The 24,921-nt window shown below is 57.9% G+C and carries 22 protein-coding genes and 1 tRNA gene; 13 read left to right on the top strand and 10 right to left on the bottom strand.

Annotated features, from left to right (window positions below; genetic code table 11):
• Positions 1-31 precede the first annotated feature (31 nt).
• Positions 32-553, bottom strand: coding sequence for a ZrgA family zinc uptake protein (locus AC2FIP_RS09230; protein WP_496706352.1), 522 nt, complete (start codon positions 551-553; stop codon positions 32-34).
• A 249-nt stretch (positions 554-802) separates the two neighbouring features.
• On the opposite strand from AC2FIP_RS09230, the gene AC2FIP_RS09225 reads away from it, so the two are divergent.
• From AC2FIP_RS09225 to speB, 10 genes are all read left to right on the top strand, one after another.
• The gene (locus AC2FIP_RS09225) at positions 803-2,074 is read left to right on the top strand and encodes an imelysin family protein (protein ID WP_496696193.1); all 1,272 of its coding nucleotides are present in this window, start codon (positions 803-805) and stop codon (positions 2,072-2,074) included.
• A gap of 128 nt (positions 2,075-2,202) precedes the next feature.
• A complete protein-coding gene (locus AC2FIP_RS09220; RefSeq protein ID WP_496700718.1) occupies positions 2,203-2,496 on the top strand; it encodes a (2Fe-2S)-binding protein in 294 nt (97 codons plus the stop codon).
• The gene (gene bfr / locus AC2FIP_RS09215) at positions 2,444-2,929 is read left to right on the top strand and encodes a bacterioferritin (RefSeq protein ID WP_142635826.1); all 486 of its coding nucleotides are present in this window, start codon (positions 2,444-2,446) and stop codon (positions 2,927-2,929) included. The genes AC2FIP_RS09220 and bfr overlap by 53 nt, the downstream gene beginning before the upstream one ends.
• Positions 2,889-4,430, top strand: a complete 1,542-nt coding sequence (locus AC2FIP_RS09210) for a di-heme oxidoreductase family protein (protein ID WP_496786082.1) — start codon at positions 2,889-2,891, stop codon at positions 4,428-4,430. The genes bfr and AC2FIP_RS09210 overlap by 41 nt, the downstream gene beginning before the upstream one ends.
• Complete coding sequence (locus AC2FIP_RS09205; protein WP_496786081.1) at positions 4,430-5,440, top strand: imelysin family protein; 1,011 nt, start codon at positions 4,430-4,432, stop codon at positions 5,438-5,440. The genes AC2FIP_RS09210 and AC2FIP_RS09205 overlap by 1 nt, the downstream gene beginning before the upstream one ends.
• 3 nt (positions 5,441-5,443) lie before the next feature.
• Positions 5,444-6,526 carry a DUF1513 domain-containing protein gene (locus tag AC2FIP_RS09200; protein ID WP_496786080.1) on the top strand — a complete coding sequence of 361 codons (1,083 nt, stop codon included), beginning with the start codon at positions 5,444-5,446 and terminating at the stop codon, positions 6,524-6,526.
• A 99-nt stretch (positions 6,527-6,625) separates the two neighbouring features.
• Positions 6,626-8,515, top strand: coding sequence for a biosynthetic arginine decarboxylase (gene speA, locus AC2FIP_RS09195; RefSeq protein ID WP_496786078.1), 1,890 nt, complete (start codon positions 6,626-6,628; stop codon positions 8,513-8,515).
• 21 nt (positions 8,516-8,536) lie between these two features.
• The gene (locus AC2FIP_RS09190; protein ID WP_496786077.1) at positions 8,537-9,760 is read left to right on the top strand and encodes a saccharopine dehydrogenase family protein; all 1,224 of its coding nucleotides are present in this window, start codon (positions 8,537-8,539) and stop codon (positions 9,758-9,760) included.
• Positions 9,761-10,068: 308 nt separating this feature from the next.
• Positions 10,069-11,238, top strand: coding sequence for a carboxynorspermidine decarboxylase (nspC, locus tag AC2FIP_RS09185; protein WP_496786076.1), 1,170 nt, complete (start codon positions 10,069-10,071; stop codon positions 11,236-11,238).
• Positions 11,235-12,077, top strand: a complete 843-nt coding sequence (gene speB / locus AC2FIP_RS09180) for an agmatinase (protein ID WP_496786074.1) — start codon at positions 11,235-11,237, stop codon at positions 12,075-12,077. The genes nspC and speB overlap by 4 nt, the downstream gene beginning before the upstream one ends.
• Here speB and AC2FIP_RS09175 read toward each other — a convergent pair.
• The 3 genes from AC2FIP_RS09175 to AC2FIP_RS09165 form a co-directional block, all read right to left on the bottom strand.
• Positions 12,074-12,664, bottom strand: coding sequence for an HD domain-containing protein (locus AC2FIP_RS09175; protein ID WP_496786072.1), 591 nt, complete (start codon positions 12,662-12,664; stop codon positions 12,074-12,076). The two genes, speB and AC2FIP_RS09175, sit on opposite strands and share 4 nt — an antisense overlap.
• Positions 12,665-12,772: 108 nt before the next feature.
• Complete coding sequence (lptF, locus tag AC2FIP_RS09170; protein WP_142635808.1) at positions 12,773-13,912, bottom strand: LPS export ABC transporter permease LptF; 1,140 nt, start codon at positions 13,910-13,912, stop codon at positions 12,773-12,775.
• A gap of 162 nt (positions 13,913-14,074) precedes the next feature.
• Positions 14,075-14,557 carry a MarR family winged helix-turn-helix transcriptional regulator gene (locus AC2FIP_RS09165; protein WP_271948203.1) on the bottom strand — a complete coding sequence of 161 codons (483 nt, stop codon included), beginning with the start codon at positions 14,555-14,557 and terminating at the stop codon, positions 14,075-14,077.
• 77 nt (positions 14,558-14,634) lie between these two features.
• On the opposite strand from AC2FIP_RS09165, the gene AC2FIP_RS09160 reads away from it, so the two are divergent.
• Both AC2FIP_RS09160 and AC2FIP_RS09155 read left to right on the top strand, forming a co-directional pair.
• Entirely contained in the window at positions 14,635-15,516 is an 882-nt protein-coding gene (locus AC2FIP_RS09160; RefSeq protein WP_496786070.1) for an EamA family transporter, read from the top strand.
• Positions 15,517-15,589: 73 nt separating this feature from the next.
• Positions 15,590-16,609: a hypothetical protein gene (locus AC2FIP_RS09155; RefSeq protein WP_496786068.1), complete on the top strand. Its 1,020-nt coding sequence runs from the start codon at positions 15,590-15,592 to the stop codon at positions 16,607-16,609.
• Between the two features lie 145 nt (positions 16,610-16,754).
• Here the strand turns inward: AC2FIP_RS09155 and AC2FIP_RS09150 are convergent.
• Positions 16,755-16,830 (bottom strand) — tRNA-Trp (locus AC2FIP_RS09150).
• 143 nt (positions 16,831-16,973) lie between these two features.
• Here AC2FIP_RS09150 and AC2FIP_RS09145 point away from each other — a divergent pair.
• A complete protein-coding gene (locus tag AC2FIP_RS09145; protein WP_496786066.1) occupies positions 16,974-17,681 on the top strand; it encodes a lysophospholipid acyltransferase family protein in 708 nt (235 codons plus the stop codon).
• Here AC2FIP_RS09145 and AC2FIP_RS09140 read toward each other — a convergent pair.
• The 5 genes from AC2FIP_RS09140 to AC2FIP_RS09120 all read right to left on the bottom strand — a co-directional run bounded on the left by AC2FIP_RS09140 (position 17,678) and on the right by AC2FIP_RS09120 (position 24,854).
• The gene (locus AC2FIP_RS09140; protein WP_496786064.1) at positions 17,678-17,923 is read right to left on the bottom strand and encodes a MoaD/ThiS family protein; all 246 of its coding nucleotides are present in this window, start codon (positions 17,921-17,923) and stop codon (positions 17,678-17,680) included. The genes AC2FIP_RS09145 and AC2FIP_RS09140 overlap by 4 nt on opposite strands.
• Complete coding sequence (locus AC2FIP_RS09135; protein WP_496696213.1) at positions 17,916-20,171, bottom strand: xanthine dehydrogenase family protein molybdopterin-binding subunit; 2,256 nt, start codon at positions 20,169-20,171, stop codon at positions 17,916-17,918. Before AC2FIP_RS09135 ends, AC2FIP_RS09140 begins: the two co-directional genes overlap by 8 nt.
• A complete protein-coding gene (locus tag AC2FIP_RS09130; protein ID WP_496786062.1) occupies positions 20,171-20,650 on the bottom strand; it encodes a (2Fe-2S)-binding protein in 480 nt (159 codons plus the stop codon). The genes AC2FIP_RS09135 and AC2FIP_RS09130 overlap by 1 nt, the downstream gene beginning before the upstream one ends.
• On the bottom strand, positions 20,647-21,513 hold the full coding sequence (locus AC2FIP_RS09125; protein ID WP_496786060.1) for an FAD binding domain-containing protein: 867 nt from the start codon (positions 21,511-21,513) through the stop codon (positions 20,647-20,649). The genes AC2FIP_RS09130 and AC2FIP_RS09125 overlap by 4 nt, the downstream gene beginning before the upstream one ends.
• A gap of 128 nt (positions 21,514-21,641) precedes the next feature.
• A complete protein-coding gene (locus AC2FIP_RS09120; protein ID WP_496786059.1) occupies positions 21,642-24,854 on the bottom strand; it encodes a reductive dehalogenase in 3,213 nt (1,070 codons plus the stop codon).
• Positions 24,855-24,921: the final 67 nt, after the last annotated feature.

Here is a 24,921-nt window from a genome sequence, read left to right as displayed (position 1 = left end):
CGGCAGCAAAGCCTTTGCATTCTTTGCCGAATTACAGGCCTGTGTTGAGGTCTAAATCAGGCGCGTCGCGCGTCACGGTGTGACGATCAACCTTCCCGGATTTGTCGATCTGAACAATCAGAGATTCAGCACGTTGAAAGCGGTCAAAATAAGGAAAGGTGACGTGGTCCAGATGCGTCATGTCCTGGCATTGCATCTGATAGTCTGCCCTGAATTCGGTATGCACATTTGATCCGTTGTCTACGACCGGTCCCAACCCTTCACCAGACAGGGTGACATTGGCCGAGACAGTGAAACACCCCGCCTCTTCAGGCAAACTGAACAGATCAAGCGGGTTAGACAATTCGGAAATGGCTCCGGCGACCGAGGCCTGATCGCCTTCGGTTTCCGCTGGACCTTCGAACCCCAGGACGTCAAGACCGGGAACCACAAGGGAAATTGAAATCCCGGCTTCCGAAAAGGAAACCGCCAATCGTCCCTGCCCATGCTCGTGCTGATTTGCAACCTGGGACTGAGGCAACGCGTTTACCGGGAAAAGCGTTAAAACAAACACTAAGAACTTCATGACCATGGAACCATCTGAAAAGAATCAACTAAGCGACTCTAAACTGAAAAAACATTCGCGCAATCGCGTCACAATACACCAAAGCCCACTAGATTTGGGTAGGAATGAGCTATTTTCGCTCACAATTTACCTGACTATAAAACTCAGATTGACTTAGTTGACTATTTCTATCAGTTAATTGGCCGAACGTCGCATCGCGCGAACCCATTGTTATCTGACAAGAAAGACTACCCCCCAATGAATACCCCCCTGATCCTGACAAGCGCCATGGCTCTGATGACCGCCACCTCTGCTTTTGCAACCGAGACCCCCTCGAAAGCAGATGTTCTGAATACTTACGCCAATATCGCCGAGGCGAAGTACGATGACAGCCTGATTGCAGCCAAATCGCTGCAGCGCGCCGTGACCGCGCTGATTTCCGCGCCAAACGACGCAACACTGAATGCCGCCCGATCCGCTTGGATTGCGGCCCGCGTCCCTTATCAGCAGACCGAGGTTTATCGGTTCGGAAATGCGATCGTTGATGATTGGGAAGGTAAAGTGAACGCATGGCCCTTGGATGAGGGCTTGATCGACTATGTAGACACCACCTACGGCGGCCCGAGCGACGAGAATGAGTTCGCCGCATTGAACGTCATCGCCAACCCAAGCTTTGAACTTTCAGGCGAACCAATCGATGCCAACGACATCACCCCGGAACTGCTGTCGGGCACTTTGCACGAGGCAGACGGGATCGAGGCCAACGTCGCCACTGGTTACCACGCGATTGAGTTCCTGTTGTGGGGCCAGGACCTGAACGGCCACGGTGAAGGCGCGGGTAGCCGTCCATGGACGGACTATGCCCAAGGTGATGCCTGCACCGGCGGTAACTGTGACCGCCGCGCCCAGTACCTTGAGGCCGTGACTGAACTGCTGGTCACCGATTTGGAATGGATGGCGACCCAATGGCAGGACGGAGGTGCGGCCCGAACTGCCCTGACCGAAAATGAGAGCGCAGGAATAAGCGCGATCCTCACCGGAATGGGCTCGCTGTCCTATGGTGAGCAGGCCGGTGAGCGGATGCGTCTTGGCTTGATGTTGAACGATCCCGAGGAAGAGCATGACTGCTTCTCGGACAACACGCATAACAGCCACTACTATGATGGTCTTGGCATTCAGAACGTCTATTTAGGCAGCTATACCCGCATCGACGGAACTCCTGTCAGCGGCGCATCGCTTTCGGACTTGGTGATTGCCTCCGACCCATCTCTGGACGCCGAGATGAAGCTGAAGCTGGCCAACACAATGCAGGCGCTGGGTCGGATCAAATCCACAGCCGAGGCCGGGTTCGCCTATGACCAGATGCTGGAACGCGGCAACGAAGGTGGCGAAGTTTTGATCATGGGCGGTGTGAACGGGCTGGTGGACCAGACCAAGACAATCGAGCGGATCGTCACCATTCTGGACGTCGATCAGATTGAGTTCGAAGGTTCTGAAAGCCTGGACAACCCGACGGCTGTTTTCCAGTAAACCTAGCGGTTCGGGGGCGGAGGATTATCCCGCCCCCAACTCATTTTCGGCTAACTGACAGTATGCCGCAGGACATGCACTTAATAACTGACTAATATAGTCAGAATACAAACCAGAGCGCCACCTCCATGATCGTCTGCCATTGCACCAAGATCACAGACACCGAGATTCATGCCGCCATCGACTGGATGCGCGTTTCCGACCCTAGGGCAGTCATAACCCCTGGCAAGATCTATCATGCCCTTGGAAAATCAGCGGATTGTGGCGGATGCATGCCGCTTTTCCTAGACACCATGCGCTCCAGCGATAATCTGGAAGTCCCCATGCAGCTTTGTGCATTACGCACCAAGGCATCACAGGAGAGTGTAGATGAAGGGCGATCCCAAAGTCATAGAATACCTCAACAAATCTCTGCGGCATGAACTGACGGCAGTCAGCCAGTATTGGCTGCATTACCGTCTGCAAGAGGATTGGGGCCTGACCCACATGGCAAAGAAAAGCCGTGAGGAAAGCATCGAAGAGATGGGCCATGCCGACAAGCTGATCGAGCGCATAATCTTTCTGGAAGGTCACCCCAACCTGCAGAAACTGGACCCGCTTCGGATTGGACAGACCCCGAAGGAAACTCTGGAATGTGATTTGGCTGCCGAGAATGATGCGCGTGCCCTGTACGTTGAGGCCCGTGAATATTGTCGAGAGGCGGGCGACTACGTCACTATGTCTCTGTTCGAGAACCTGATCAGTGACGAAGAAGGCCACATCGACTTCCTCGAAACACAGCTTGATTTGTACGAAAGGATTGGCGAAGCCAATTATGCGCAACTTAACGCATCGAAAATGGACGAAGGCGAGTAAGCTCTCGCTTGTGGCGGTGGCTGCGATTGCAGCCACCCCGATCCTGTCGGCTGAACTGCAGGATCTGCATCTCAACTTCCAACCCAGAACCGAAGATGAAAAGGCCCGGATCGCGGATGTGATCGCCGCGCCCACGGATTTCGACGCCGCGCAACGGTTCGAGGACCTGCCCGCCGGTGCCGCAACCGTAAGGGCACGTCAGGACGCAGATGCATTTTCGCAACCTTCGGGCAATCTGAAATTCGAACAGGAACTGGATTTCAAGGTCGGCAACGGGCTGTTCAAGAAAATCTGGGTGTCTTCGCCTTCCTCGACCCTGGCCTCGGACGGTTTGGGGCCATTGTACAACGCGCGCTCTTGCCAACGATGTCACATCAAGGACGGGCGCGGCCACACACCAAATGGGCCCGATGACGGGGCTGTTTCGATGTTCCTTCGGGTCTCAATCCCCGGTGGCGGCGCAATCGATGAAATCGCGGACTACATCGCCACTCAGCCCGAACCCAATTACGGCGGGCAGATGCAGGATCTGGCCCTTGCGGGCCACCCCGCCGAGTACCGGCTGGACATCACCTATGAAGACCTTCCTGTCGCGCTATCAGACGGCGAAACGGTCATTCTCCGCAGCCCGACCTATACCGCGGCGGATCTTGGATATGGCCCGCTGCACCCGGAGGCGATGCTGAGCCCGCGCGTGGCTCCGCAGATGATCGGTCTGGGATTGCTTGAGGCAATTCCCGTGCAGGACCTGCTGGCCCAAGCCGACCCGGATGACGCGGATGGCGATGGTATTTCCGGCCGCCCCAACATCGTTTGGTCAACCGAATACGGTGAACCGATGATGGGCCGGTTCGGCCACAAAGCCGGGATGCCTACGATAATGGAGCAGTCTGCTGCAGCTTTCGCAGGGGATATCGGCATCTCAAGCCCGCTTTACCCTGCTGGCCATGGGGAGTGTACGGAATTGCAGGTGGATTGCGTTGGCGCGCCCCATGGGGACAACGATGACCGCGTGTTTGAAATCGACCAACTGGGCATGGACCTCGTTGCGTTTTACAGCCGCAATCTGGGCGTACCCGCGCGGCGCGATATCGGTGACCCGCAGGTCCTTCACGGCAAGCAGGTGTTCTTCGATACCGGCTGCGCCTCGTGCCACACGCCATCCTATGTCACCCACCGGATGGACGACCGGCCCGAGCACAGTTTTCAGCTGATCTGGCCCTATACGGATCTTCTGCTGCATGACATGGGCGATGGTCTGGCCGACAACCGACCCGAAGCACGCGCAACAGGCCGGGAATGGCGCACACCCCCGCTTTGGGGGGTCGGCCTGACGGGGCAGGTCTCTGGCCACACACAATTTCTGCATGACGGGCGGGCGCAGTCGCTGTTGGAAGCTATTTTGTGGCACGGCGGAGAGGCACAACCGGCGCGCGACACCGTTGTGTCTATGCCAAAACCCGACCGCGACGCTTTGATCCGCTTTCTGGAGAGCCTCTGATGCGTGCCCTCGGCCTGGCCATTGCCCTTATTCTGCCCCTGTCAGCCTTGGCGCAAAATCCCAGCCAGATCCTGACAGATGTTGTTGAAAGGCACATTCTTCCCGGATACGCACAGCTATCTGACGCAACAGCTGCGCTGGATGCGGCCGCGCAGGCGGATTGCACAGCCGCTTCACCGAACCTTCGTGCAGCCTATCACCTGGCATTCGACCGCTGGGTCACGGTAAGCCACTTGCGCTTTGGCCCCTCCGAGGTCGATGACCGCGCATTTGCAATGGCATTCTGGCCAGACACAAAAGGGTTTACACCCAAATCCCTATCGGGCCTGATTGCCACCCAAGACGCGGTGGTTGACACCCCCGAGGCCTATGCCGAGGCTTCGATCGCGGGACGCGGGTTTCTTGCGCTTGAAATGATGCTATTCGACCCAGCCCTCGCGGATCAGGGCGACAGGGCCTATCGATGCGCTTTGATCCGGGCGATTGCTGCAGATATAAACCGCAATGCCAAGGCGATGGATCACGACTGGCAACCTTTCTCTGCCAACCTGACCATGCCCGGCGGAGACAGTCCTTACCGGTCTGCTGATGAGGCCATGCAGGAACTTTACAAAGCTCTGATCACCGGATTGGAATTCACCGCCGAAACACGCCTTGGACGCCCCATGGGCACCCTAGAGCACCCCCACCCCAATCGGGCCGAAGCGCGCAGGTCTGAACGGTCACTACGCCAGGTCGAACTGTCATTGATCACGCTGCGCGATCTGGCCACCCGGCTGTCCGCAGATCATCCGCAGATTGCCGCTGATTTGGATAATGCGTTCGACAAGGCTATCATCCGCATGCGTGAGTTAGACGACCCTACACTGGCCGGAGTCTCAACGCCATCCGGTCGAATCCGGGTAGAGGCTTTGCAGCAGATGATCAACGACATCCGCACGATTGCAGCAACCAAGCTGGGCCCGACCTTGGGTATCAGCGCCGGGTTCAATTCGCTGGACGGGGACTAAGCCATGACAAGCCGCCGTCAATTCCTTGCGGGCCTGGCTGCAGCTAGCCTTGCCCCAACACAAGGTTGGCCGACTGTCGGCGCGCCAGATTTCCTGGCGGCGGCGCTGTTTCCGGACGGCACCTATCGGCTGGCGGGCCTGAGTTCTGAAGGCGGTATCTTATTCTCTCTCCCCCTGCCGGCGCGCGGCCATGCCGCTGCGGCGCATCCCTTACGCGCGCAAGCCGTGGCTTTCGCCCGCCGCCCTGGCACCTTTGGCGTGGTGATCGATTGCAAGAGCGGAACCCAAACCGCACGGATGGATGCTCCCAAAGGCCGCCATTTCTATGGCCATGGCGCGTTTTCCCGGGATGGAACCCATCTGTTCACCACCGAAAACGACTATGAGGCCGGTGAGGGTGTGATTGGCGTCTGGGACTCGGAGGACTACACGCGGTTGGGCGAGTTTTCTTCAGGCGGGGTCGGGCCGCATGATATGCGGCTCATGCCGGATGGGGAAACTCTGATCATCGCAAATGGCGGCATTGAAACACATCCTGAAATGGGCCGAACCAAGCTGAATCTGCCCATCATGCAACCGCGCCTAGCCTATCTGAGTCTGTCAGGCTCGGTCCTGGAACAGATAGAGCTGCCCCGGACACTGCAAAAAAATTCGATCCGACACCTTGCCGTTCGATCCGACGGTCTGGTCGGGTTTGCAATGCAATGGCAGGGCAACAAGTCAAACCACCCGCCTTTGCTGGGACTGCACAAAAGAGGCGAGGCTCCGCGCCTGCTTGCAGCCCCGGAATCGGTGCAAAGTGCCTTGCAGGGTTACGCTGGCAGCATTGCTTTTGCAGGGGACGGCAAAACCATCGCCATCACCTGCCCTCGCGGCAACAGTTTGCTCCGGTTCGACAGCTTGACCGGTCAACTTAACGACACGACCCCGCTTGAAGATGTTTGCGGCCTGGGTGCCGGGCCTTCCGGTTTTGTCTTCACCACAGGCACCGGGCTGGTCGGAGCGCTTTCTGCCAAGGCCCGCATTTCCGCCCGTCCGGATTGTCAGTGGGATAACCATCTGGTTCCCGTTGGTCTGCCTGTATAAATTCGGAAAAACCCGTCACATAGATTACACTTGGACGAATCGAATTGCTGCCGTATTGGCGGGCGCGAAGCAGGCACCCTAGGTTAAGGACAGACTTGATTGAAACAGACGCCCGACGCACCGCATTCCATCTACGGGGTTGAGAAATGGGGCAAAGACCTCATCGAGGTGACGGAAGACGGCGAAATCGGCCTGCGCAATCCCCTTGCACCAGAGACTGCTGCAATCAGCCTGCCCGGCATTCTGCGTGATCTGGACGATCGCGGCATCAAGGCTCCGATGATCCTGCGCGTCAGCTCCTATCTGGAGCACGAGATTGCCCATATTAACGAAAGCTTTGCAGAGGCGATTGCCCGGGTTGGGTACAAAAGCAGCTATCGCGGTGTCTTTCCGATCAAGGTCAACCAACAGGCTCAGGTGGTCGACCGGATCGTCGAGTTTGGGAAGAAGTACAATTATGGCCTTGAGGCTGGCTCGAAACCGGAACTTGTGGTCGCGCTTGCCCATCGTCTGGCCAATGAGGCGCTGATCGTCTGCAACGGCGTCAAGGATGCCGAGTTTATCCAGCTGGCCATCCTCAGCCGTAAAATCGGGTTCAATACGGTGATCGTGCTGGAAAGCCCGAAAGAGGCCGACACGGTTATCGAAGTCTATAACCAACTGGGCATCGAACCGCTGATCGGGGTACGGGTTAAACTGACCAACCAGATCAGCGGGAAATGGGAAGAAAGCTCGGGCGACCGTTCCGCCTTTGGTATGAACACCGATCAACTGGTCGCCACGGTGGACAAGCTGAAGGCCGCCGGATTGCTGCACTGCCTGAAGCTGCAGCACTCGCATCTTGGATCGCAGGTGCAGGACGTCAACGACGTGCGCCGCGCCGTGGGTGAGGCCTGCCGATACTATACCGAACTGACCCGCGAAGGCGTACCGCTGACCCATCTGGACTTGGGTGGCGGCATGGGCGTGGATTACACGGGCGAAAAGAAAGCCGCCGAAAACTCGATCAACTACACGGTCGAAGAATACTGCGCCAACGTGGTCGAAACCGTCGCCTATGCCATGGATGAAGCCGAGGTCGAGCACCCCACATTGGTCACCGAAAGCGGGCGCGCTATCGTTGCGACCTCATCCATGCTGGTGTTCAACGTGCTGGAAAGCACGCTTTATGACGCGCCGGATGGGCCGGAAGTCGAGGCGGATGACCATCATCTGGTGTCAGACCTTGCAGCTGTGCACGGATACCTCTCCAGCGACCGGTTGCAAGAGTGCTGGAACGATGCCACCTTCTATCGCAACGAGCTGCGCGCCCTGTTCCGCCGCGGATATATCGACCTGCGCCAGATGGCGCGCGCCGAACGCATTTATCTGTCATTGATGGCCCGCCTCAAGGCGTTGGCTGCCAGTGATGAGCTCGACACGGATGTCGACGAACAGTTGGAAAAAGTGGCTGATATCTATCACTGCAATTTCTCGCTGTTCCAATCGCTGCCCGACGTCTGGGCCATTGACCAGCTACACCCGATCGTGCCGCTGCAGGGTCTGAACGAAACGCCCGACCGCCGCGCGGTGCTGTCCGATATCACTTGCGACAGCGACGGCAAGATCGACCGGTTTATTCTGGCCGAGGGTGTCTCGCCCAGCCTGCCGGTACATTCCCTGCCCGAGAATGACGAATACTTCATGGGCGTCTTCTTTGTTGGTGCTTATCAGGAAACGCTGGGCGATCTGCACAACCTGTTCGGCGACACCAATGTGGTTACCATCGACCTGCGCTCTGATGGCGGTTTCGATCTGCTGCACGAGCAAGAAGGCGATACCATTGGTCAGGTCCTGTCCTATGTCGAGTTTGATCCGGCCGACTGTGTCGCCGCCTTCCGCAAAATGGTGGACGAGGCGATCTCGACCGGTACTCTGCTGGCCAAAGACCGCAAGACCCTGATGAGCGCATATCGCGACTCGATCAATGGCTACACCTATTACGAATAACCCCCGAGAGGAGACGACCCCATGGGAACTTTGAGTGGCAAAACGCTGGTTGTCGGCGCGGGCGGCGTCTCTCACGCTGCGGTGCACAAGATGGCGATGAATTCGGACATCTTCACTGAAATCACGCTGGCCAGCCGCACCAAGTCGAAATGCGACGCCATTGCCAAGGCCGTGAAAGAGCGTGTGGGCGTTGATATCGCTACTGCGGAGCTGGACGCTTATAAGGTCGCGGACACGGTCAAACTGATCAAGGACACCGGTGCCGAGGTCCTCGTGAACCTGGCCCTGCCCTATCAGGACCTCGTGTTGATGGACGCGTGCCTTGAGGCGGGCATCCACTACATCGACACCGCAAATTACGAGCCCGAGGATGAAGCCAAGTTCGAGTATCACTGGCAATGGGCCTATCAGGATCGGTTCAAACAGGCAGGACTGACCGCCATCCTCGGTTCGGGCTTTGATCCGGGCGTGACGTCTGTCTTTGCGACGTGGTTGAGAAAACACAAGCTGGATACGATCCGCCAGATCGACGTTCTGGACGCCAATGGCGGCAGCAACGATCAGGAATTCGCCACCAACTTCAACCCCGAGATCAACCTGCGCGAAGTGTTGGCCGAAGTGCGCCATTGGGAAGCTGGCGAATGGAAACACTCCCCCGCCATGACCCATAAGGTCGAGTTCGACTTCCCCGCCATCGGCCCCAAAAACATGTACCTGATGTATCACGAGGAGCTGGAGAGCCTCTCCACCCATTTCCCCGAGATCGAGCGCGCCCGCTTCTGGATGACTTTCGGCGACGCCTATATCACCCATGCCAAAGTGCTGGAAAATGTCGGCATGACCCGCATCGACCCGGTAATGCATGACGGCAAGGAAATTATTCCGATCCAATTCTTGAAAACCCTGCTGCCTGATCCCGGCGATCTGGGTGCGGAAACCAAGGGCAAGGCCTGCATTGGCGACATCGCTACAGGTCAGGCCAAGGATGGCTCGGGCGAGAAGACCTATTACATCTACAACATCTGTGACCACGAGGAATGCTACGCCGAAGTCGGTAGCCAAGCCGTCAGCTACACCACTGGTGTCCCGGCAATGATCGGTGCCGCACAAGTGCTCAAAGGTAACTGGACGCAGCCGGGTGTGTGGAACATAGAACAGCTCGACCCGGATGATTTCATGGACATGCTAAACGCACATGGCTTGCCATGGCAGGTTCACGAACTGGATGGTCCGGTCGAATTCTAAAGCTCAACCGTCATCATATTAAAGAGGGAGCGAATAGAAGCAATGTCGTCAGATCAGCAAATGGCAATTCTGATCGGGTCGATGTTCGGAACCTATGCGCTCCTTCTTATTTTATCGAAGCGGTACAGGACAGACACGGTCAAAATGTTCCGCTTGGAAAAGTCTAGCATTCTTGTGGCAGTAGAAAATCCTGTCGCTACCACTGCTCATATCCTGTCATTCATTATACCACTTTGGATGATGGGCCTCATCTGAAACTGCGTCGAACTTTAAGGGGCCGCAGTTAGAATGAAAGGGACTGGATTATCATGGCAGAAATGATGACCACACAAGCCGGGGATGCTGGAGCCTTCCGCAATTTCGACCTCAACCGCGTGCCAACGCCTTGCTTTGTGGTTGACCAAAAGGCGGTTGAGCGCAATCTGGTGATCTTGTCCGACGTCGGCAGCAGGTCCGGCGCCCATGTCCTCGGTGCCCTCAAAGCGTTCTCAATGTTCTCGCTTGCTCCGCTGGTCCGCCAACATCTTGACGGTACCTGCGCCAGCGGTATCTATGAGGCGCGTTTAGGCCGAGAAGAATATGGCGGCGAAGTCGCCACCTTCTGCGCGGGCTACAAGGAAGCGGACATGGATGAAATCCTGTCGCTGTCCAACCATGTCATCTTCAACTCGCCCGCGCAAAAGGACCGGTTCCTAGCCAAGGCACAGGCCGCCAAAGTACAAGCCGGCCTGCGCATCAATCCGGAACATTCCGAAGGCGAAATCCCCAAATACGACCCCTGCGCGCCCTGTTCGCGTCTGGGCACACCGGTCAGCCAACTAAGCCATGAAATCATGGTTGGTGTGGACGGCCTTCATATGCATACACTTTGCGAACAAGGGTTCGAGCCCTTGATGCGCACATGGGAAGCCGTTGCACCAAAACTCGCCCCGTTCCTGGGTCATCTCAAATGGCTGAACTTCGGCGGTGGCCACCATATCACCCGTGACGACTATGATCGTGATGGGTTGATCGCGTTCATCAAGGAGATCCGCGAAACCCATGACGTCGACGTCTATCTTGAACCCGGCGAGGCTGTGGCACTGGATGCGGGGATTCTGGTCGGTGAAATCCTTGACCTGCCGACCAATGGCATGACCCTTGCGATCACCGACATTTCGGCCACCTGCCACATGCCGGACGTGATCGAAGCCCCCTATCGCCCGGCCCTGATGGACGAGGCCGAGGCAGGCCATACCTACCGTCTGGGCGGCCCGTCCTGTCTGGCGGGGGATGTGATCGGCGACTATACGTGGGACAAACCGCTTGAGATCGGCCAACGCTTTGCCTTCCTAGATCAGGCGCATTATTCGATGGTCAAGACCAACACCTTCAACGGTGTCCCCCTGCCCACAATCGCCCTGTGGAACAGCGAAACCGGCGCGTTGAAAATTATCAAACAGTTCGGCTATGACGACTTTAAAGAGAGGCTCTCATGAGCGTTTTCCTCGACAGTGAACTGACCACATCGGAACGGACCAAAAACGCCCGGTTTCGTGTAATCCCAGTACCGCTGGAGCGCACGGTATCCTACGGCTCGGGTACTGCCGGTGGCCCGGCGGCGATCATCGAGGCCAGCAACGAGCTTGAGCGCATCACCGGCCTTGCCGAGCCTTGCACAAAGGGTATTTTCACTGAGGAACCTTTGAACTGTGACGGCCCTATGCCTGCAGTGATGGAACGCCTTGCCCTGCGCACCGAAGCCGCCATTCGCGCTGGTAAAGTGCCAGTCACTCTGGGCGGTGAGCATTCGCTGAGCTACGGTGCGGTGATGGGCGTGGCCCGCGCGTTGAACCAACCGATCGGGATCGTCCAGATTGATGCGCATGCGGACCTGCGCGACACGTATCAGGGTGAAAAGCACAGCCATGCCTCGGTCATGCACCTGCTGGCCCAAGAAGGCGTCCGACTGGCCCAATTCGGCGTCCGGGCCTTTTCGACCGAAGAGGCGCAGAGCCGGGTGAAGAACAACGTGTTCCACATTGATGCCGAGGAGCTGGTCACCGGTAACATCAACGCGGTCGATCTGCCTAAGGATTTCCCCGAACTGGTCTATGTCAGCTTTGATGTCGACGGGCTGGACCCTTCGCAAATGCCAGCCACAGGAACACCCGTGCCCGGCGGCTTGGGCTATTATCAGGCGCTGCAACTGGTCGAGCATGCCCTTCGGGGGCGCAAATGCGTGGGGTTCGATGTAGTCGAGCTGGCCCCGGACGGCAATGCCGCCTGGGACTTTACCGCCGCACAGATCGTCTACCGTCTGATGGCCGCCTGCTAACCTTCGGCGGTTTCGTTCAACTCCATATGCCCCTCGCCGCGGCTTAGGACACGGCGCAGCATCGGCTCGAAGAACTCCAACGGTTTGGTCGGGTAATCCGGATCGAACGCCTTTTGGTCGTATTCATGGCAGAAATAGCGGCAGGCCTCCCAATAAGGACTGTCGCGGTACTTGTCGCGGGCGTTGCGGTCTCCGCCCAGGTGGTGATTGTAGTAATAGCCCTGGAACACGCAGTGATGTTTGAGAATCCAATGGGTTTTCTGGCTGACATAGGGCTTCATCATCGCCGCTGACAGCTCTCCATGGTTATAGGGAGACAGGATATCGCCGGTGTCGTGGATCAGCGCTGCGACGACCAGCTCTTCTTCCGCCCCATCCTCATAGGCGCGCGTCGCGGCCTGCAGGCTGTGCTGATAGCGGTTCACGGGATAGGGCGTCCAATCCTCGTCCAGCGAACGGATCGCATCCAGTATCCTGTCCGGCAACGCGGCGTTATAGGCCTCTTCGTATTCCATGACGGCGTCCCAATCGGCCTTGGTCGCCTCTTCAAAGCTGGTCCAGGTGGGTTTGTGGGTTTTGTCCAGCATGGTCCGGTCCTTTTGACTGATCATCCAACCGCAGCCTAACGCAGAAAACCTGAGCGAAAAAACGAATTAGCTTGGCCGAAGAACATTGCGCCGAAATGCGCCGTAACTTCAGGCTTGGGACAATGCCCGCGAGTGTTTTCTTGCGCGCACGCGCAGAAGCGGACGACCTGCAATCAAAAGAAACAGGCACGAGATCAATATGCCCATGACGGCAGGCAAATAGAGCAATAGCCACAATTTCGGGTCTTCGATCACCAACGGGGACACAAAGCCACGCATACCTTCCAAAAGGACCAGAATTATGAATGCTCCAAAAATCTGTGGCCACAGGCCAAATCTGGAAAAGCTGCCCAACATAAGGGTTGCATAGCCCGCCATTGCGACCGCGATACAAATGGTGATCCACGAAAATCGCTGATGCAGCTCGTCGATCAACGCGCCCTCAGTGAACCCTTCTGCTGCCGCGATCGCAGCCCGGTCGCGCAACAGCTCTGCGGTGGGAATGGCCTCGAGGCTTCGCTCGGCCGCGTTGTCTGTACTCGTCAATTCTGAGATGTCATAGGACGCGTCCTGAAACAGTGTAGACGACAGGGTACGTCCCTGCCGGTCCTGACGCAGCGCAACTCCGTCAACCATCACCAGATGAATGCCCGAGCCGTTATTGACCAGATAAGCTGTTTGGCTGGAATAGCTGACCGGGCTGGTTTTATCTCGCCGGTCCGAAACAAAGACTTCGCGCAAAGTCCCGTCCAGATCAATCCCCCCAATATAGACGGTCACGTCACTTGCAGGATGCAGGAATTCGCCTTCATTCAATAACTGCGCTGTGACGTCACCCGCCACTTCGGCCTGCCGTTTTTCCAGTAGATCGACCGAGGCCGGGCGCAGGAAAACACTGATCGAGGCCATCATCAGACCAGCAACAAGACCGAACAGAACCACAGCGCGAGCCAGCCGCCACGGGCTGGAACCTGTGGCCAGCATCACCGTAAGCTCGCTTTCACGGCTCAGGCGGTTGGTGGCATAGACGGCCGCTGCGAATACGGCCATGGGCATCACCGTACGGATCAGCGTCGGCAAAGTAAGAGCGGTAAATTCAAGAAACACCATGGCCGATTGACCACCGCTGATGACACGGTCAAACAGGCTGACCGAGCGGGTGATCCAGAAAACCCCCACCAGAATCAGAGTGAAAAAGCCGAACAGAATCAGCAGTTGCCGCAGGAAGTATCCATCGAAGCGCGACATGTATCCTCATCCGGCTACCTGAAATTCGTTTGAACAATATGCCAATCCCCTGACCGAGGAAACCGCATAGCCCAAGAATTATAGAATTTGAGCCGTGCGCACTAAAACGGCTTATGCCACATCGGAATTGGCACCCCGGTCCAGAATGCTTACCTGCCTGGATCAGTCCAGCGTTTCAGACAACGATCTGAGCAGGTGATTGAGCTGATCGCGCTGTTGCAGGGACAAACCCTGAACCAGGCGCTGCTGAGTCTCTACATGATCCGAAACGGCGGCCTCGATCGCTTTGAACCCATTTTGGGTAAGACGGATCAGGAAGCCCCGGCCATCCTCAGGGTTTTGCACTCTTTCGACCATCCCCACCTTAACCAGTTGATCGACGCGATTCGTCATTGTGCCGGACGTCACCATTGTAAGCTCCAAAAGCTCGCCAGGTGAAAGACCCTCTGGCTTGCCAGACCTTCGCAACGTGGCAAGGACATCAAAGCTGGCAGCGTTCATGTCATGAAGAGCCCAAGTATTCTCCATCGCCCTTCGCAACTGAACCGCCAACCGCGTCAGTCGACCAACGGTTTCCATCGGCCCCACATCCAGGTCGGGCCGGGCACTGTTCCACTGCGCGATAATTCGCTCCACATGATCCATGAGTTCTGGCTAGCCCAACTTTATCTTGACGTCAAGATTTTGCAATATATCTTGACGTCAAGATAAATGGATTCGCCATGAGACACCAATCCGACATCGCCCTAACTGCTGTTGCCCCTTTGATCTGGGGTAGCACCTATTATGTTACGACCGAATTTTTGCCCGTCGGATATCCGATCACGATGGCCGCGCTGCGTGCGCTGCCTGCCGGACTGCTGCTGCTAGTTTTGTCCCGTCAACTTCCAAGGGGTCATTGGTGGGGCCGCATATTCATTCTGGGCGGGCTCAATTTCACCGTGTTCTGGACCCTGCTTTTCGTCGCGGCTTACAGGCTCCCCGGTGGGGTCGCAGCCACTGTCGGCGCGGTACAACCTCTTATTGTAGTCTTCCTGTCGGCATTTCTGCTGAACACCCCGGTTGGGCTGAGATCGGTCGGCGCGGCGCTGCTGGGGGTGATCGGCGTCGGGTGCCTTGTCCTCGGAACAGCTATCAATCTTGATACGGTTGGCCTGATCGCTGGACTGGGTGGCGCCCTTTCGATGGGGGCAGGAACTGTCCTGACGCGCAAATGGCAACCGCCAGTGCCGCTGCTGACATTTACCGCTTGGCAACTAACCGCCGGCGGGCTGTTGATGGTGCCGCTTGCACTGATATTTGAGCCCGCCTTACCAGCGCTTGAAACAAACAGCCTTCTCGGAATTGGATATCTGAGCGTCATCGGGGCTGCCCTGACCTATATCCTGTGGTTCCGAGGCCTCGCCCGGATCGAACCCTCTGCGGTCTCGGCACTTGGCTTTCTCAGCCCGTTATCCGCCGTAATTATTGGTTGGGTCATGCTTGGGCAAAACCTGACCTTTGTGCAGATCGCCGGTGTCTGTATCGTACTTCTGGCGGTCTGGCTGGGGCAAATGGGCAAGCGTACCGGCCGTTCGATTGTCACCATCAGAAAGCCCGCCTGAAACTCCAGGCATCGATGTACGAGTTTTGTGCTAAACTGTGTGCTGTGCAACGCCCCGGCAAGAAAGGTATCACGTGTCAAAAAGCCGAGTAAAACCGCGCTATTTTGCCATCGCCCTGCTGCCGGTATGTGTTTTCGCAATCCATAAACTGATCCAGAACCAAATGATCGCCAATGAACTGGACGTTCCAGTAAACTTTGTGTTGAGCGGTAGCTCTTGGCAAGAAGCCGTTGGTCGATTTCGGTTTCTTGCCGCGTCCTGGTTCTTTTTATCGCTGGCCTTGTTGCCCGTGGCAGTCTTGTTCCGGACCCTGTCACGCCCGATCGAAAAAAGCACCCGGATCGCGGCAATCGCGATTGTAGTCGCCATCGTGTTTCTGGCTCTTGTGCCGACCATTCAAAAGCATATGACCGACCAAAGCCCGCAGATTTACCACCAGATCGGCAAAGCCGTTTTTGAAACAGCATTGTCGCAAGGCACCTTGCCGGCATGTTCCGGTTCGGAAGATAGCTGGATGTTTGGGAAATGCGGGCATGCCCCTGTTCTTTCACTGTTCAACCGTATTCTGGACCTGGTGAATGCAATGGCCGGCCTTGCGATCGGGTCTCTGATTGTCGGAATGATATTGTGTCTTGGTCGGCATGAATCTCAGGACATCGAAGCAACCGCAGCTGAGCTGGCGCAAAACCTGCGGCAGATGCGGCAGCAGCTCTACCTGTCCAGTCTGGTGCTGACCTTCGGCATGTTCTTTGCCGCAAGCTGGATGTACTGGCCCTTGCCCATGATCGCTGAATCAGAAAGGGCCGCCTATAGCGCATTGCTCAACGCATCGGCCTTGTTCACCGGCACATATTTTTGCTTGCTAATGCTCAGCTACTTTCTTCCCGTGGCAGTCCTTCTGGACGGAAGAATTTCTAACCTCGCTTTGGCTGCCCGAAATCAGGGCGGCACAGACCAGGCATTCGACATTGATGACTGGAGATCGTCGCATAAGCTGACAGAAGGCACAGGTGACATCATCCGCGCCGGCTTCGCCCTGACGGCCCCAATCTTGGCCGCTTTTGCCGGTGGCATATCACCGATTTTGGGTTAGACCGTGATTTGTTGAGCAACCAGAACGCGGTTTATCGCATCGGTCGAATGCTCTGCTGGTCCAAGTTGTAACAGCTAGGCTGCGCAAAGGGTCACTCGTGTCCCATTCCGCCCAAGCTGGCACAAACTTCTGGCAATGGAGAGAATGGCAGGGGCAGCAGGGTTCGAACCCGCGACCTACGGTTTTGGAGACCGTCGCTCTACCAACTGAGCTATACCCCTAAGGTCCGCCTCAAATATGCCAGCCGCGCGGCGGACTCAAGAGGCTTTTTCAGATTCCTCCTCAGTTATGCGCACGACAAACAAGTTGCGTATGGCGTTGAGTTCTATAAGACACGGTTTGATCAATATGAGGGTCACCATTAGTGAGTATCCGCAAGAAAATCGCCGATAGCGAGGCCGTCCTGAATTGGACCGCCCGCCGCATCGCGAGCTATATTCGGATGGTCAACCGCAACACCCAATGGCAACGCATCGGCTATGAAGAGCTGGACCAACTGGCCGATCAGGGCGAGCCGGTCATCGTTGTCCTTTGGCATCAGCGACTGGCACAATCACCCTATTTCTTTCCGTTGGATAAGGGGCGTATCTGCTCGATCACATCCTCGGCACGCGCTGGCAGCATGGTTGGTCGGGTGCAGAAACTCTTCGGCATGGACACCATCGCCATGACCAGCAAAAACGCCAACAACATCGCGGTGTCACGCGAAGTGATCGGCAAGATCAAGCGGGGCATTTCCATCGGTATCGCCGCTGACGGCCCGCGCGGTCCGGAACGGGTGCTGTCGACAGTGCCTCTGGTTTGGGCACGCACCTCGGGCAAGCGGGTCTTCGGGATCACCTTTTCCGCTCGCCACGGCAGCGAGGCCGGAACCTGGGACCGCCTGCTGATGCCACGCCCTTGGCGCAATCAGGGCGTCTTCTTGTGCCGGGAATGGACCGAAAACGTTCCCCGCAAGGCCAGTGAAGAAGAACTCGAGACCCTGCGGTTAAGCCTTGAAGCGCATATGAACGACATCACTGCCGAAGCAGACAGGATGGTCGGACGCGAACCCTGGTCACCCAAAGACTAACCGCCGCGCAGCCTTTGCATAAGATACACTTCGCTGCCTTCGGGGATCGGTTCGGTCAGCCCGCTGGCGATCACGCGCCCGTTGATTGAGATGGATACACCTGCATCAATGGGCGCCTGAAGTTGCGGATATACCCGCGCGAGCGCCCGCAACAACTCGCCGGTGGTTTTGGCCTCAACCTCGACCACCTGTTGACCCCCGGTCAAAGACCGGAGGCCGGACCACAGGTGGACCTCAACCATTGTCCTTGAGCGCCGCCAGAATGCGCGGCGGTGACATTGGCAGTTGTTTCATCCGCACACCCGCTGCGTTCGAAACCGCGTTGGCGATAGCTGCCAGAGGCGGAACGATACCGGTTTCACCCACACCACGCACCCCAAACGGGTGGCCGGGGTTGGGAACTTCGACGATCACCGTGTCGATCATCGGCAAGTCGCTGGCGACCGGGATGCGATAGTCGAGGAAGATCGAGTTCTGCAGACGGCCATCCTCACCATAGACATATTCCTCGTTCAACGCCCAGCCGATACCTTGCGCCGCGCCGCCCTGATATTGGCCTTCGACATAGGTCGGGTGGATCGCCTTACCGGCGTCCTGGATGACCGTATAGCGGGTGATGCTGGTCTTGCCGGTTTCCGGATCGACCTCGGCATCGACGATATGGGTGCCAAACGACACGCCTGCGCCCTCGGGCGTCGCTTCGAAATGGCCCGAGATCGGACCGCCGGTCGCGCCCATATCAGCGGTGATATCAGCCAGCGGCATCGGGTCGAAATCACCTGCATTGGGGCCCGAGGGCACCGCGCAGCCGTTTTCCCATTTCACCGCATCCACCGGGATGCCCCACTTGGCCGCCGCCCGTTCGCTGAGCTTTTCGACCGCGTGCCGGGCCGCCTTGATCGTGGCCAGCCCCGAGGCATAGGTCACGCGCGATCCGTGGCTAACGTCATTGTATCCCAGCGTCGCCGTGTCCGCGATGGTGACGCGGATATTCTCGTAGGGAATGCCCAGAACCTCGGCTGCCATCAGCGCCATCGACGCGCGCGAGCCGCCGATATCGGGCGTGCCGACCATCAGCTGGGCCGAGCCGTCCTCGGACAGGGCAAGCGACACCGATGTCTCGCCGCCGTGGTTGAACCAGAATCCACAGGATATCCCACGCCCCTGCCCTGGTTTCAGTGGCGCAGAATAGTGCGGATGCGCCTTGGCGGCCTCAAGCGTTTCGACCAGACCGATGCGTTCGTAGCGCGGGCCATAGCTGGCCTTCGTACCTTCATAGGCGGCGTTTTTCAGACGCACGTCCACGGGGTCCAGACCCAGTTTCTTGCACAGCTCGTCAATCACCGACTCAACAGCAAAGGCTCCCATCGGTGCACCGGGCGCCCGGTAGGCCGCTTGTTTCGGGCGGTTGGCCATGACGTCATAGCCCACCTGCTTGACGTTAGTCAGGTTATAAGGAGCAAAGGCACACATGGCCGTCATATCACCCGGCGCGCCGGGGAAGGCCCCACCCTGCAGGCGGAACACGCCTTGCGCTGCGGTGATCGTGCCGTCTTTCTTCATCCCGATCTTGATATCCATCGACGCGGAGGCCGTCGGACCGGTGGCCCGGAATACCTCGGATCGGGTCATCACCAGCTTGACCGGGCGGTTGGCCTTGCGGCTCAGCGCCAGCGCGACCGGCTCGATGAATACGGTTGTCTTGCCACCAAAGCCGCCGCCAATCTCGGACGCCGTCACCCGCAGTTGCGATGTTTCGATCCCCAGCAAAGCCGCACAGGTTTTCTGCGCGATCCAGTGCCCTTGGGTGGTGCACCACAGCTCACCCTTGCCGTCATTTCCCAGCGTCGCCAAACAGGCATGAGGTTCGATATAGCCCTGATGGGTTGCCTCGGTGACGAAGCTGTCTTCAACGACCAGATCCGCCTCGGCAAAACCGGCTTCGACATTGCCATGCCCGCTTTCGTGATAGCGCACGACGTTCGGGTGCATCCCTTCGGGCACGGAATAATCCGCCGCCCCCTCGCGTATAACCGGAGCGTCCGGAGCCATCGCTTTGTCGACATCGGTCACATGGGGCAGCACCTCATATTCGACCTCAATCAGTTTGAGTGCGTCACGCGCCGACAGCGCCGAAGTTGCCGCAATAGCTGCCACCGCGTGGCCGTCATACAGGGCCTTCTCGCCTGCCATAACGTTTTCCAGCACGTTCCAGAACTCACCTTCAAGACCGGGCTTAAACGGCACCTCAGCGAAATCGTCACGGGTCACAACGGCTTTGACGTCTTTATGCGCTTGGGCCTTGGAGGTATCGATCTTTACGATCCGCGCATGGGCATGGGGCGAGCGCAGAATAGCCCCGTGCAACATGCCCGGCGCGGTGGCGTCAGCGCCAAATTTCGCGCGCCCCGTGACCTTGTCCAGCCCGTCAGGGCGGTTCGGTCGGGTACCAACGAAAGTGAATTCAGATTTGCGATCGTCGAGTGCCATTACGAAGCCTCCCGCAGGTCTGCCGCTGTATCCATCACGGCGCGAATGATCTTGTCATACCCGGTACAGCGACACAGGTTACCGGCCAACCAATACCGTGTCTCTTCCTCGGTCGGGTTCAGGTTCTTTTCCAGCAACGATTTGGCCGCGACCAGAATACCGGGGGTACAGATACCGCATTGAAGAGCGGCATATTCAATCATCTTCTTCTGCAGCGGATGCAGAACGTCCCCGTCTGCAAGACCTTCGACGGTCTCGATCTGTTTACCCTCTGCTTCGATCCCAAGCATCAGGCAGGAACAAACCAAACGGCCATCGACAGTTACGGAGCAGGCACCGCAATCGCCGGTGCCGCAGCCTTCTTTCGCACCGGTCAGGTTCAGCTTGTCGCGCAGACAGTCCAGCAGGGTCTCGCGTGGGTCACACAGGTATTCGACCGTGTCACCATTGACGGTGGTGGATACGTGGAACTTGCTCATGCTTGCTCTCCCTTGGCGCGGGCATAGGCGATTTTCGCGGCGCGTTTGGCCAGAACCCCGGCCACTTCGGTACGGAATGCGATTGTGCCGCGCTTGTCGTCGATCGGGTTACAGGCAGTAGATGCGGCAGCGGCAAGCGCGTCCAATGCAGCATCGTCAAGGGTGCTGCCCATGATCGCCTTGGCGCAGTCTTCGACAAGCAGAACAGTCGGAGCCACGGCACCCAGAGACACTCGGGCCTCGGTGATGGTATCCCCGTCCAGACGGAGATTCACACCAACGCCAACCACCGCAATATCCATCTCGGTCCTTGGGATGAACCGCAGATAGGCATCACCTCCGTTTTCGCCGCGTGCAGGAATATTGACCGCCGAGATCAGTTCACCCTTGGCCAAGGACGTTCTGCCCGGGCCGGTCGGAATATCTTCGACGGCAACCTCACGGGTGCCACTTGGTCCGGTGACTGTCACGGTCACGCCCGCTGCCACCATGGCTGGCACCGAATCCGCCGCAGGCGAGCCATTGCACAGGTTGCCAGTCAGCGTCGCCCGCCCCTGCACCTGAGTCGATCCGATCAAATCCATCGCTTCGACCACGCCGGGCCAGTCGAGGCCCAACCCAGGATGTTCGCTCATTTCCGCACCCGTCGCCGCCACGCCCAGCGTCCAGCTGCCGTCAGCATTGCGGGTGATATCGCTTACGCCATTGATTTTCTTGATGTCTATCAATGTATCAGGCGTCACCAATTCCGAGCGCAACTGCACCAGAACATCGGTGCCACCGGCAAGAAACCGTGTAACGCCTTTTGCATTTTCTGCCAGAGCCGACGCCTCGGCAAAGCTGGCAGGGCTGTGATAATCCATGATTTTACCTCGCGCCTGTTGGTCAGGATCCACTGGGGTTCGCAGGGACGTTAGTGCAGCAACACACTGGCGTCCATGGCAAGAACGACCTATTTTTCGATCCCGAAATGTCGTTTCCAGACCTCGGATCAGAGGTCGATCTCGACCACCCCGTCCGGGTCCGCAGCACGGCTTTGGCACAGGATGATTGCGCCTTCGCGCTGCTTGTTCGACAGCACGAAATCCCTGTGCTCGATTTCACCCGAAATCACACCGCATTTACAGACGCCGCAAATTCCGTCCGAACATTTCACATCGACCTGAATTCCGGCTTCGTTCAGCACCTGCGCCGCGTGTTTGTCGGCGGGAACCTGCAGCTCTCGCCCCGATTTGGCCAGTTTCAGCGTGAAAGAATGGTTCTCATATTCGGGCTGCTCGGGGACCGAGAAATACTCCAGATGCCGCGCCTCGTCTGGGAACCCCTGACGTTCCGCTGCCTGCATCACGCCTTCCATGTACCGATCCGGGCCGCAGGTATAGACGTGCCAACCTGCCTGATATCCCGACAGGATTGACTGTAAATCAGCGCGCGTACCTTCGTCCGAGAAATGATAGTGCACGTGATCGGCCCAGGGCATTGCGGCCAGATCGTCCAGATACCCCGCCCCGGCGCGGGTACTGGCCGAGTAATGCAGGTCAAAGGGTTTGCCCAGACTGTGCAGGCGGTGGGCAAAGGCGATCATCGGCGTGATGCCGATCCCGCCGCCCATCAGGAATGTCCTGGTGGCGGTCTCATCCAGTTCGAAATGGTTGATGGGTTTCGAGATGAAAACCTTGCGCCCTTCGGTAAAAATCCGGTGCAACAGGGCCGAGCCGCCCCGCCCCTCATCCTCGCGCAAGACACCGATCTGATAGGTCGCTGGGTTCGCCGGATTGCCGGACATTGAATATTGCCGCAGGAACTCTGGCGCGACCAGCACGTCCAGATGGGCGCCTGCGGTCCACTGAGGCAGCGGCGCGCCATCCAGCGTCGCGAACTCATATTTGGTCACATCATCCGTCATCCGGTCGACCATGCTCAGCTCGACCCGCATGACAGGGGCATCACCTGCGATCGAATAGTTGTGAACAACAGACATGTCCCCGGCGGCCTTGCGTGCCTTGTACTCCTCTGCCGTGACCATCGCTTCATAAGCTGCAATCCCGGCTTCGCGGTCCATGGCAAAAGGATAGGGCCAGGGATGCGGGGCCAGATAGGCGGGATAGACCGCCAGCGTCTGATCCTCATATTTCAAGGCAAGGTCCGTCTGCAGGTTGCGCCGGTTCAGCGGATGCTGGGTCGGGCGATACGCTCCGTCGGGCTGCAATTCGATATCCCACCACCATTTCTTGGTGTCGTTCAAGCCACCATTGCCCACCGCATCGTCCAGTTTCGCCAGCGCTGGCGCAGCTTGGGGGAAGTTCATCGCGGCCCAGCGGAAGGGACGTTCCTTGAAGATGCCTTCCAGATTCCATGGGCAGGTTTTCATGCACCGCCCGCACATCGCACCACCCGATGTTGTTACACGGTAAGTTGCGCATTTCTGGCTGTCGGATTTCCAGATTTCATAGCCGTTGAACATCAGTTTTGGCCCGGCGGTGATCGCCCCCGAAGGGCATTCTCGCGCGCATTTGTTGCAGCTTTCACAAAAACTCTGCAGTCCGAAATCTATCGGCTTGTCATGAACTAGAGGCATATCTGTTGTGACCGCACCGGATTTCAGACGCGGGCCCAGATAGGGGTTCAGGATGACCTCGCCAATCCGGCTGACCTCTCCCAGTCCCGACAACAGCAAAAGCGGAGGCTGCAGCACCTCGCCATCCATCACCGTATGGGCCTTTGCCTTGTACCCAAGGTTGCGGATCTGCTGTGCAACGACCCCACCCAAAAGCGAGAACCGCAGATAGGCGCGCATGGATTGGGCCACTGCAATCCAGTCGTCACCACTGGACCCTTCCATGGTCTCGTAACCCTGATCAATGATCATGCTGATGGCTTGATCATGCGGCGGCGTGATCTCTTCTCCGGCGGCATCATGTGAATACCACGCCCAATCAGGGCACCGGCTGAGACCGACGGCATCCGCACCCAGAAAATAGGTCGCGGCCTTGATATTGGCGGCGTTCCGGGCGGCATCTGTCGGCGGCGCTGTCTCGGCGCTGTCGCCATCCTGCAGCAGAACAAACGCGCCCAGCGCGCGCCGTTGCGCGAAACTGGGGGCCGCCTTGCGCACGTAATGCCCTCCCTTGGCGGCGTCCTGCATGGACTTTCCCATGTCGCCGAATTGCGCCCGGGCAAACATGTCAGCCCGTTTGGGGACGCGTGCAACGTTTTCCTCATCAATATAAGTTGTCGGCGTTTCGACGCGCTTAAGCTTTTCGAAGGGATGCGCGCCGTCGACATAGCGCCGTTTGGCATAGGAGTCGCGGTTCAGCGCATTCTTGGCAAAACCCGCCCCCAACCACCATGCTGGCCCTTGTGTGCGAAACCGCGGTTGCTGGGCCATCGGGCACAGCGGGCGGTCATGGGCGATCTCCATCTCGGTCGTCACTACGGCCAGCCCGAACCGAGTCCCAAGCCAAGGGGCGACAAGCTTTCCGCCTTCAACCGTGGCCAGACCCACAGCGACCGCCAGTTTGCCCAGATCAACATCCGACGACATCGCCGTATGCGCCCGCGCATCAAAGCCAAGCAGGCGGATGTAGTTGGCAATAACCACCGCATTTTCGGTCGCCAACAAACAAGCGCGATGATCCTGCGCATCCGCGATCCAATCGGCTCCGGGCTCGGACGGGTCCGGGTCACGGTTGTGTTCATATAGGAACACGATTGCATGGCGGTGGCTGTCGATTGGCTTTGGCGCAGCCTCGATACTGTCCTTCAAATCCGCCATGATGACATCAATGCCCGAGGCCAACGTCTTGGTTTGCCGTGTCCTCAGGGCATCAGCCAGCCGGTCGATATCAGGGTTGCGGCGCGGCTCGGGCAACAGTGCTTCGGGCGGCAGTGGTCCGCACCCAATCATCGACGCATCGTTGAAATAACCAAAGGCTTTCAGATGGTTGGCGCGCGCATTCGGATCTGACGGGATATCGCCCATTGCCGGGTTCATCAACCCGTCGCGGATCACATCCATCATCGCCTGAAACTCACCCATCGCATTGACGATGCTGTGGGGCTGATCGGGTCGGCGAAAGCTAAGATCGCCCATAGGCGTCACCTGCGAAAGGTCCGGCATTGTGTCCTGCCGCGCCAACCGCTCTAGCGGGTAGCCGCCCATATGAACTGGCCTGTTCCGGTCTGAAAAGAAACGGATTCCCATAGCGTGCCTCCCCTTGCCCGTCTGACCCTTAATGCCCGGTAGACACCAATACCATTCATACTTAATC

It is taken from the genome of Ruegeria sp. CDSB114, assembly GCF_059611025.1.
The sequence above is the reverse complement of the archived record's forward strand: the minus strand, read 5'-3'. Positions and strand labels throughout refer to the sequence as shown.

What these genes read in the sequence shown, in the direction of transcription:
- AC2FIP_RS09225 (WP_496696193.1), top strand. Translation starts at nt 803, where the DNA reads ATGAATACCCCCCTGATCCTGACAAGCGCCATGGCTCTGATGACCGCC.
- AC2FIP_RS09160 (WP_496786070.1), top strand. Translation starts at nt 14,635, where the DNA reads ATGAGACACCAATCCGACATCGCCCTAACTGCTGTTGCCCCTTTGATC.
- AC2FIP_RS09190 (WP_496786077.1), top strand. Translation starts at nt 8,537, where the DNA reads ATGGGAACTTTGAGTGGCAAAACGCTGGTTGTCGGCGCGGGCGGCGTC.
- AC2FIP_RS09200 (WP_496786080.1), top strand. Translation starts at nt 5,444, where the DNA reads ATGACAAGCCGCCGTCAATTCCTTGCGGGCCTGGCTGCAGCTAGCCTT.
- speB (WP_496786074.1), top strand. Translation starts at nt 11,235, where the DNA reads ATGAGCGTTTTCCTCGACAGTGAACTGACCACATCGGAACGGACCAAA.
- bfr (WP_142635826.1), top strand. Translation starts at nt 2,444, where the DNA reads ATGAAGGGCGATCCCAAAGTCATAGAATACCTCAACAAATCTCTGCGG.
- AC2FIP_RS09135 (WP_496696213.1), bottom strand. Translation starts at nt 20,171, where the DNA reads ATGGCACTCGACGATCGCAAATCTGAATTCACTTTCGTTGGTACCCGA.
- AC2FIP_RS09175 (WP_496786072.1), bottom strand. Translation starts at nt 12,664, where the DNA reads ATGCTGGACAAAACCCACAAACCCACCTGGACCAGCTTTGAAGAGGCG.
- AC2FIP_RS09205 (WP_496786081.1), top strand. Translation starts at nt 4,430, where the DNA reads ATGCGTGCCCTCGGCCTGGCCATTGCCCTTATTCTGCCCCTGTCAGCC.
- AC2FIP_RS09140 (WP_496786064.1), bottom strand. Translation starts at nt 17,923, where the DNA reads ATGGTTGAGGTCCACCTGTGGTCCGGCCTCCGGTCTTTGACCGGGGGT.
- AC2FIP_RS09210 (WP_496786082.1), top strand. Translation starts at nt 2,889, where the DNA reads ATGCGCAACTTAACGCATCGAAAATGGACGAAGGCGAGTAAGCTCTCG.
- AC2FIP_RS09130 (WP_496786062.1), bottom strand. Translation starts at nt 20,650, where the DNA reads ATGAGCAAGTTCCACGTATCCACCACCGTCAATGGTGACACGGTCGAA.
- lptF (WP_142635808.1), bottom strand. Translation starts at nt 13,912, where the DNA reads ATGTCGCGCTTCGATGGATACTTCCTGCGGCAACTGCTGATTCTGTTC.
- AC2FIP_RS09165 (WP_271948203.1), bottom strand. Translation starts at nt 14,557, where the DNA reads ATGGATCATGTGGAGCGAATTATCGCGCAGTGGAACAGTGCCCGGCCC.
- nspC (WP_496786076.1), top strand. Translation starts at nt 10,069, where the DNA reads ATGGCAGAAATGATGACCACACAAGCCGGGGATGCTGGAGCCTTCCGC.
- AC2FIP_RS09120 (WP_496786059.1), bottom strand. Translation starts at nt 24,854, where the DNA reads ATGGGAATCCGTTTCTTTTCAGACCGGAACAGGCCAGTTCATATGGGC.
- AC2FIP_RS09125 (WP_496786060.1), bottom strand. Translation starts at nt 21,513, where the DNA reads ATGGATTATCACAGCCCTGCCAGCTTTGCCGAGGCGTCGGCTCTGGCA.
- AC2FIP_RS09220 (WP_496700718.1), top strand. Translation starts at nt 2,203, where the DNA reads ATGATCGTCTGCCATTGCACCAAGATCACAGACACCGAGATTCATGCC.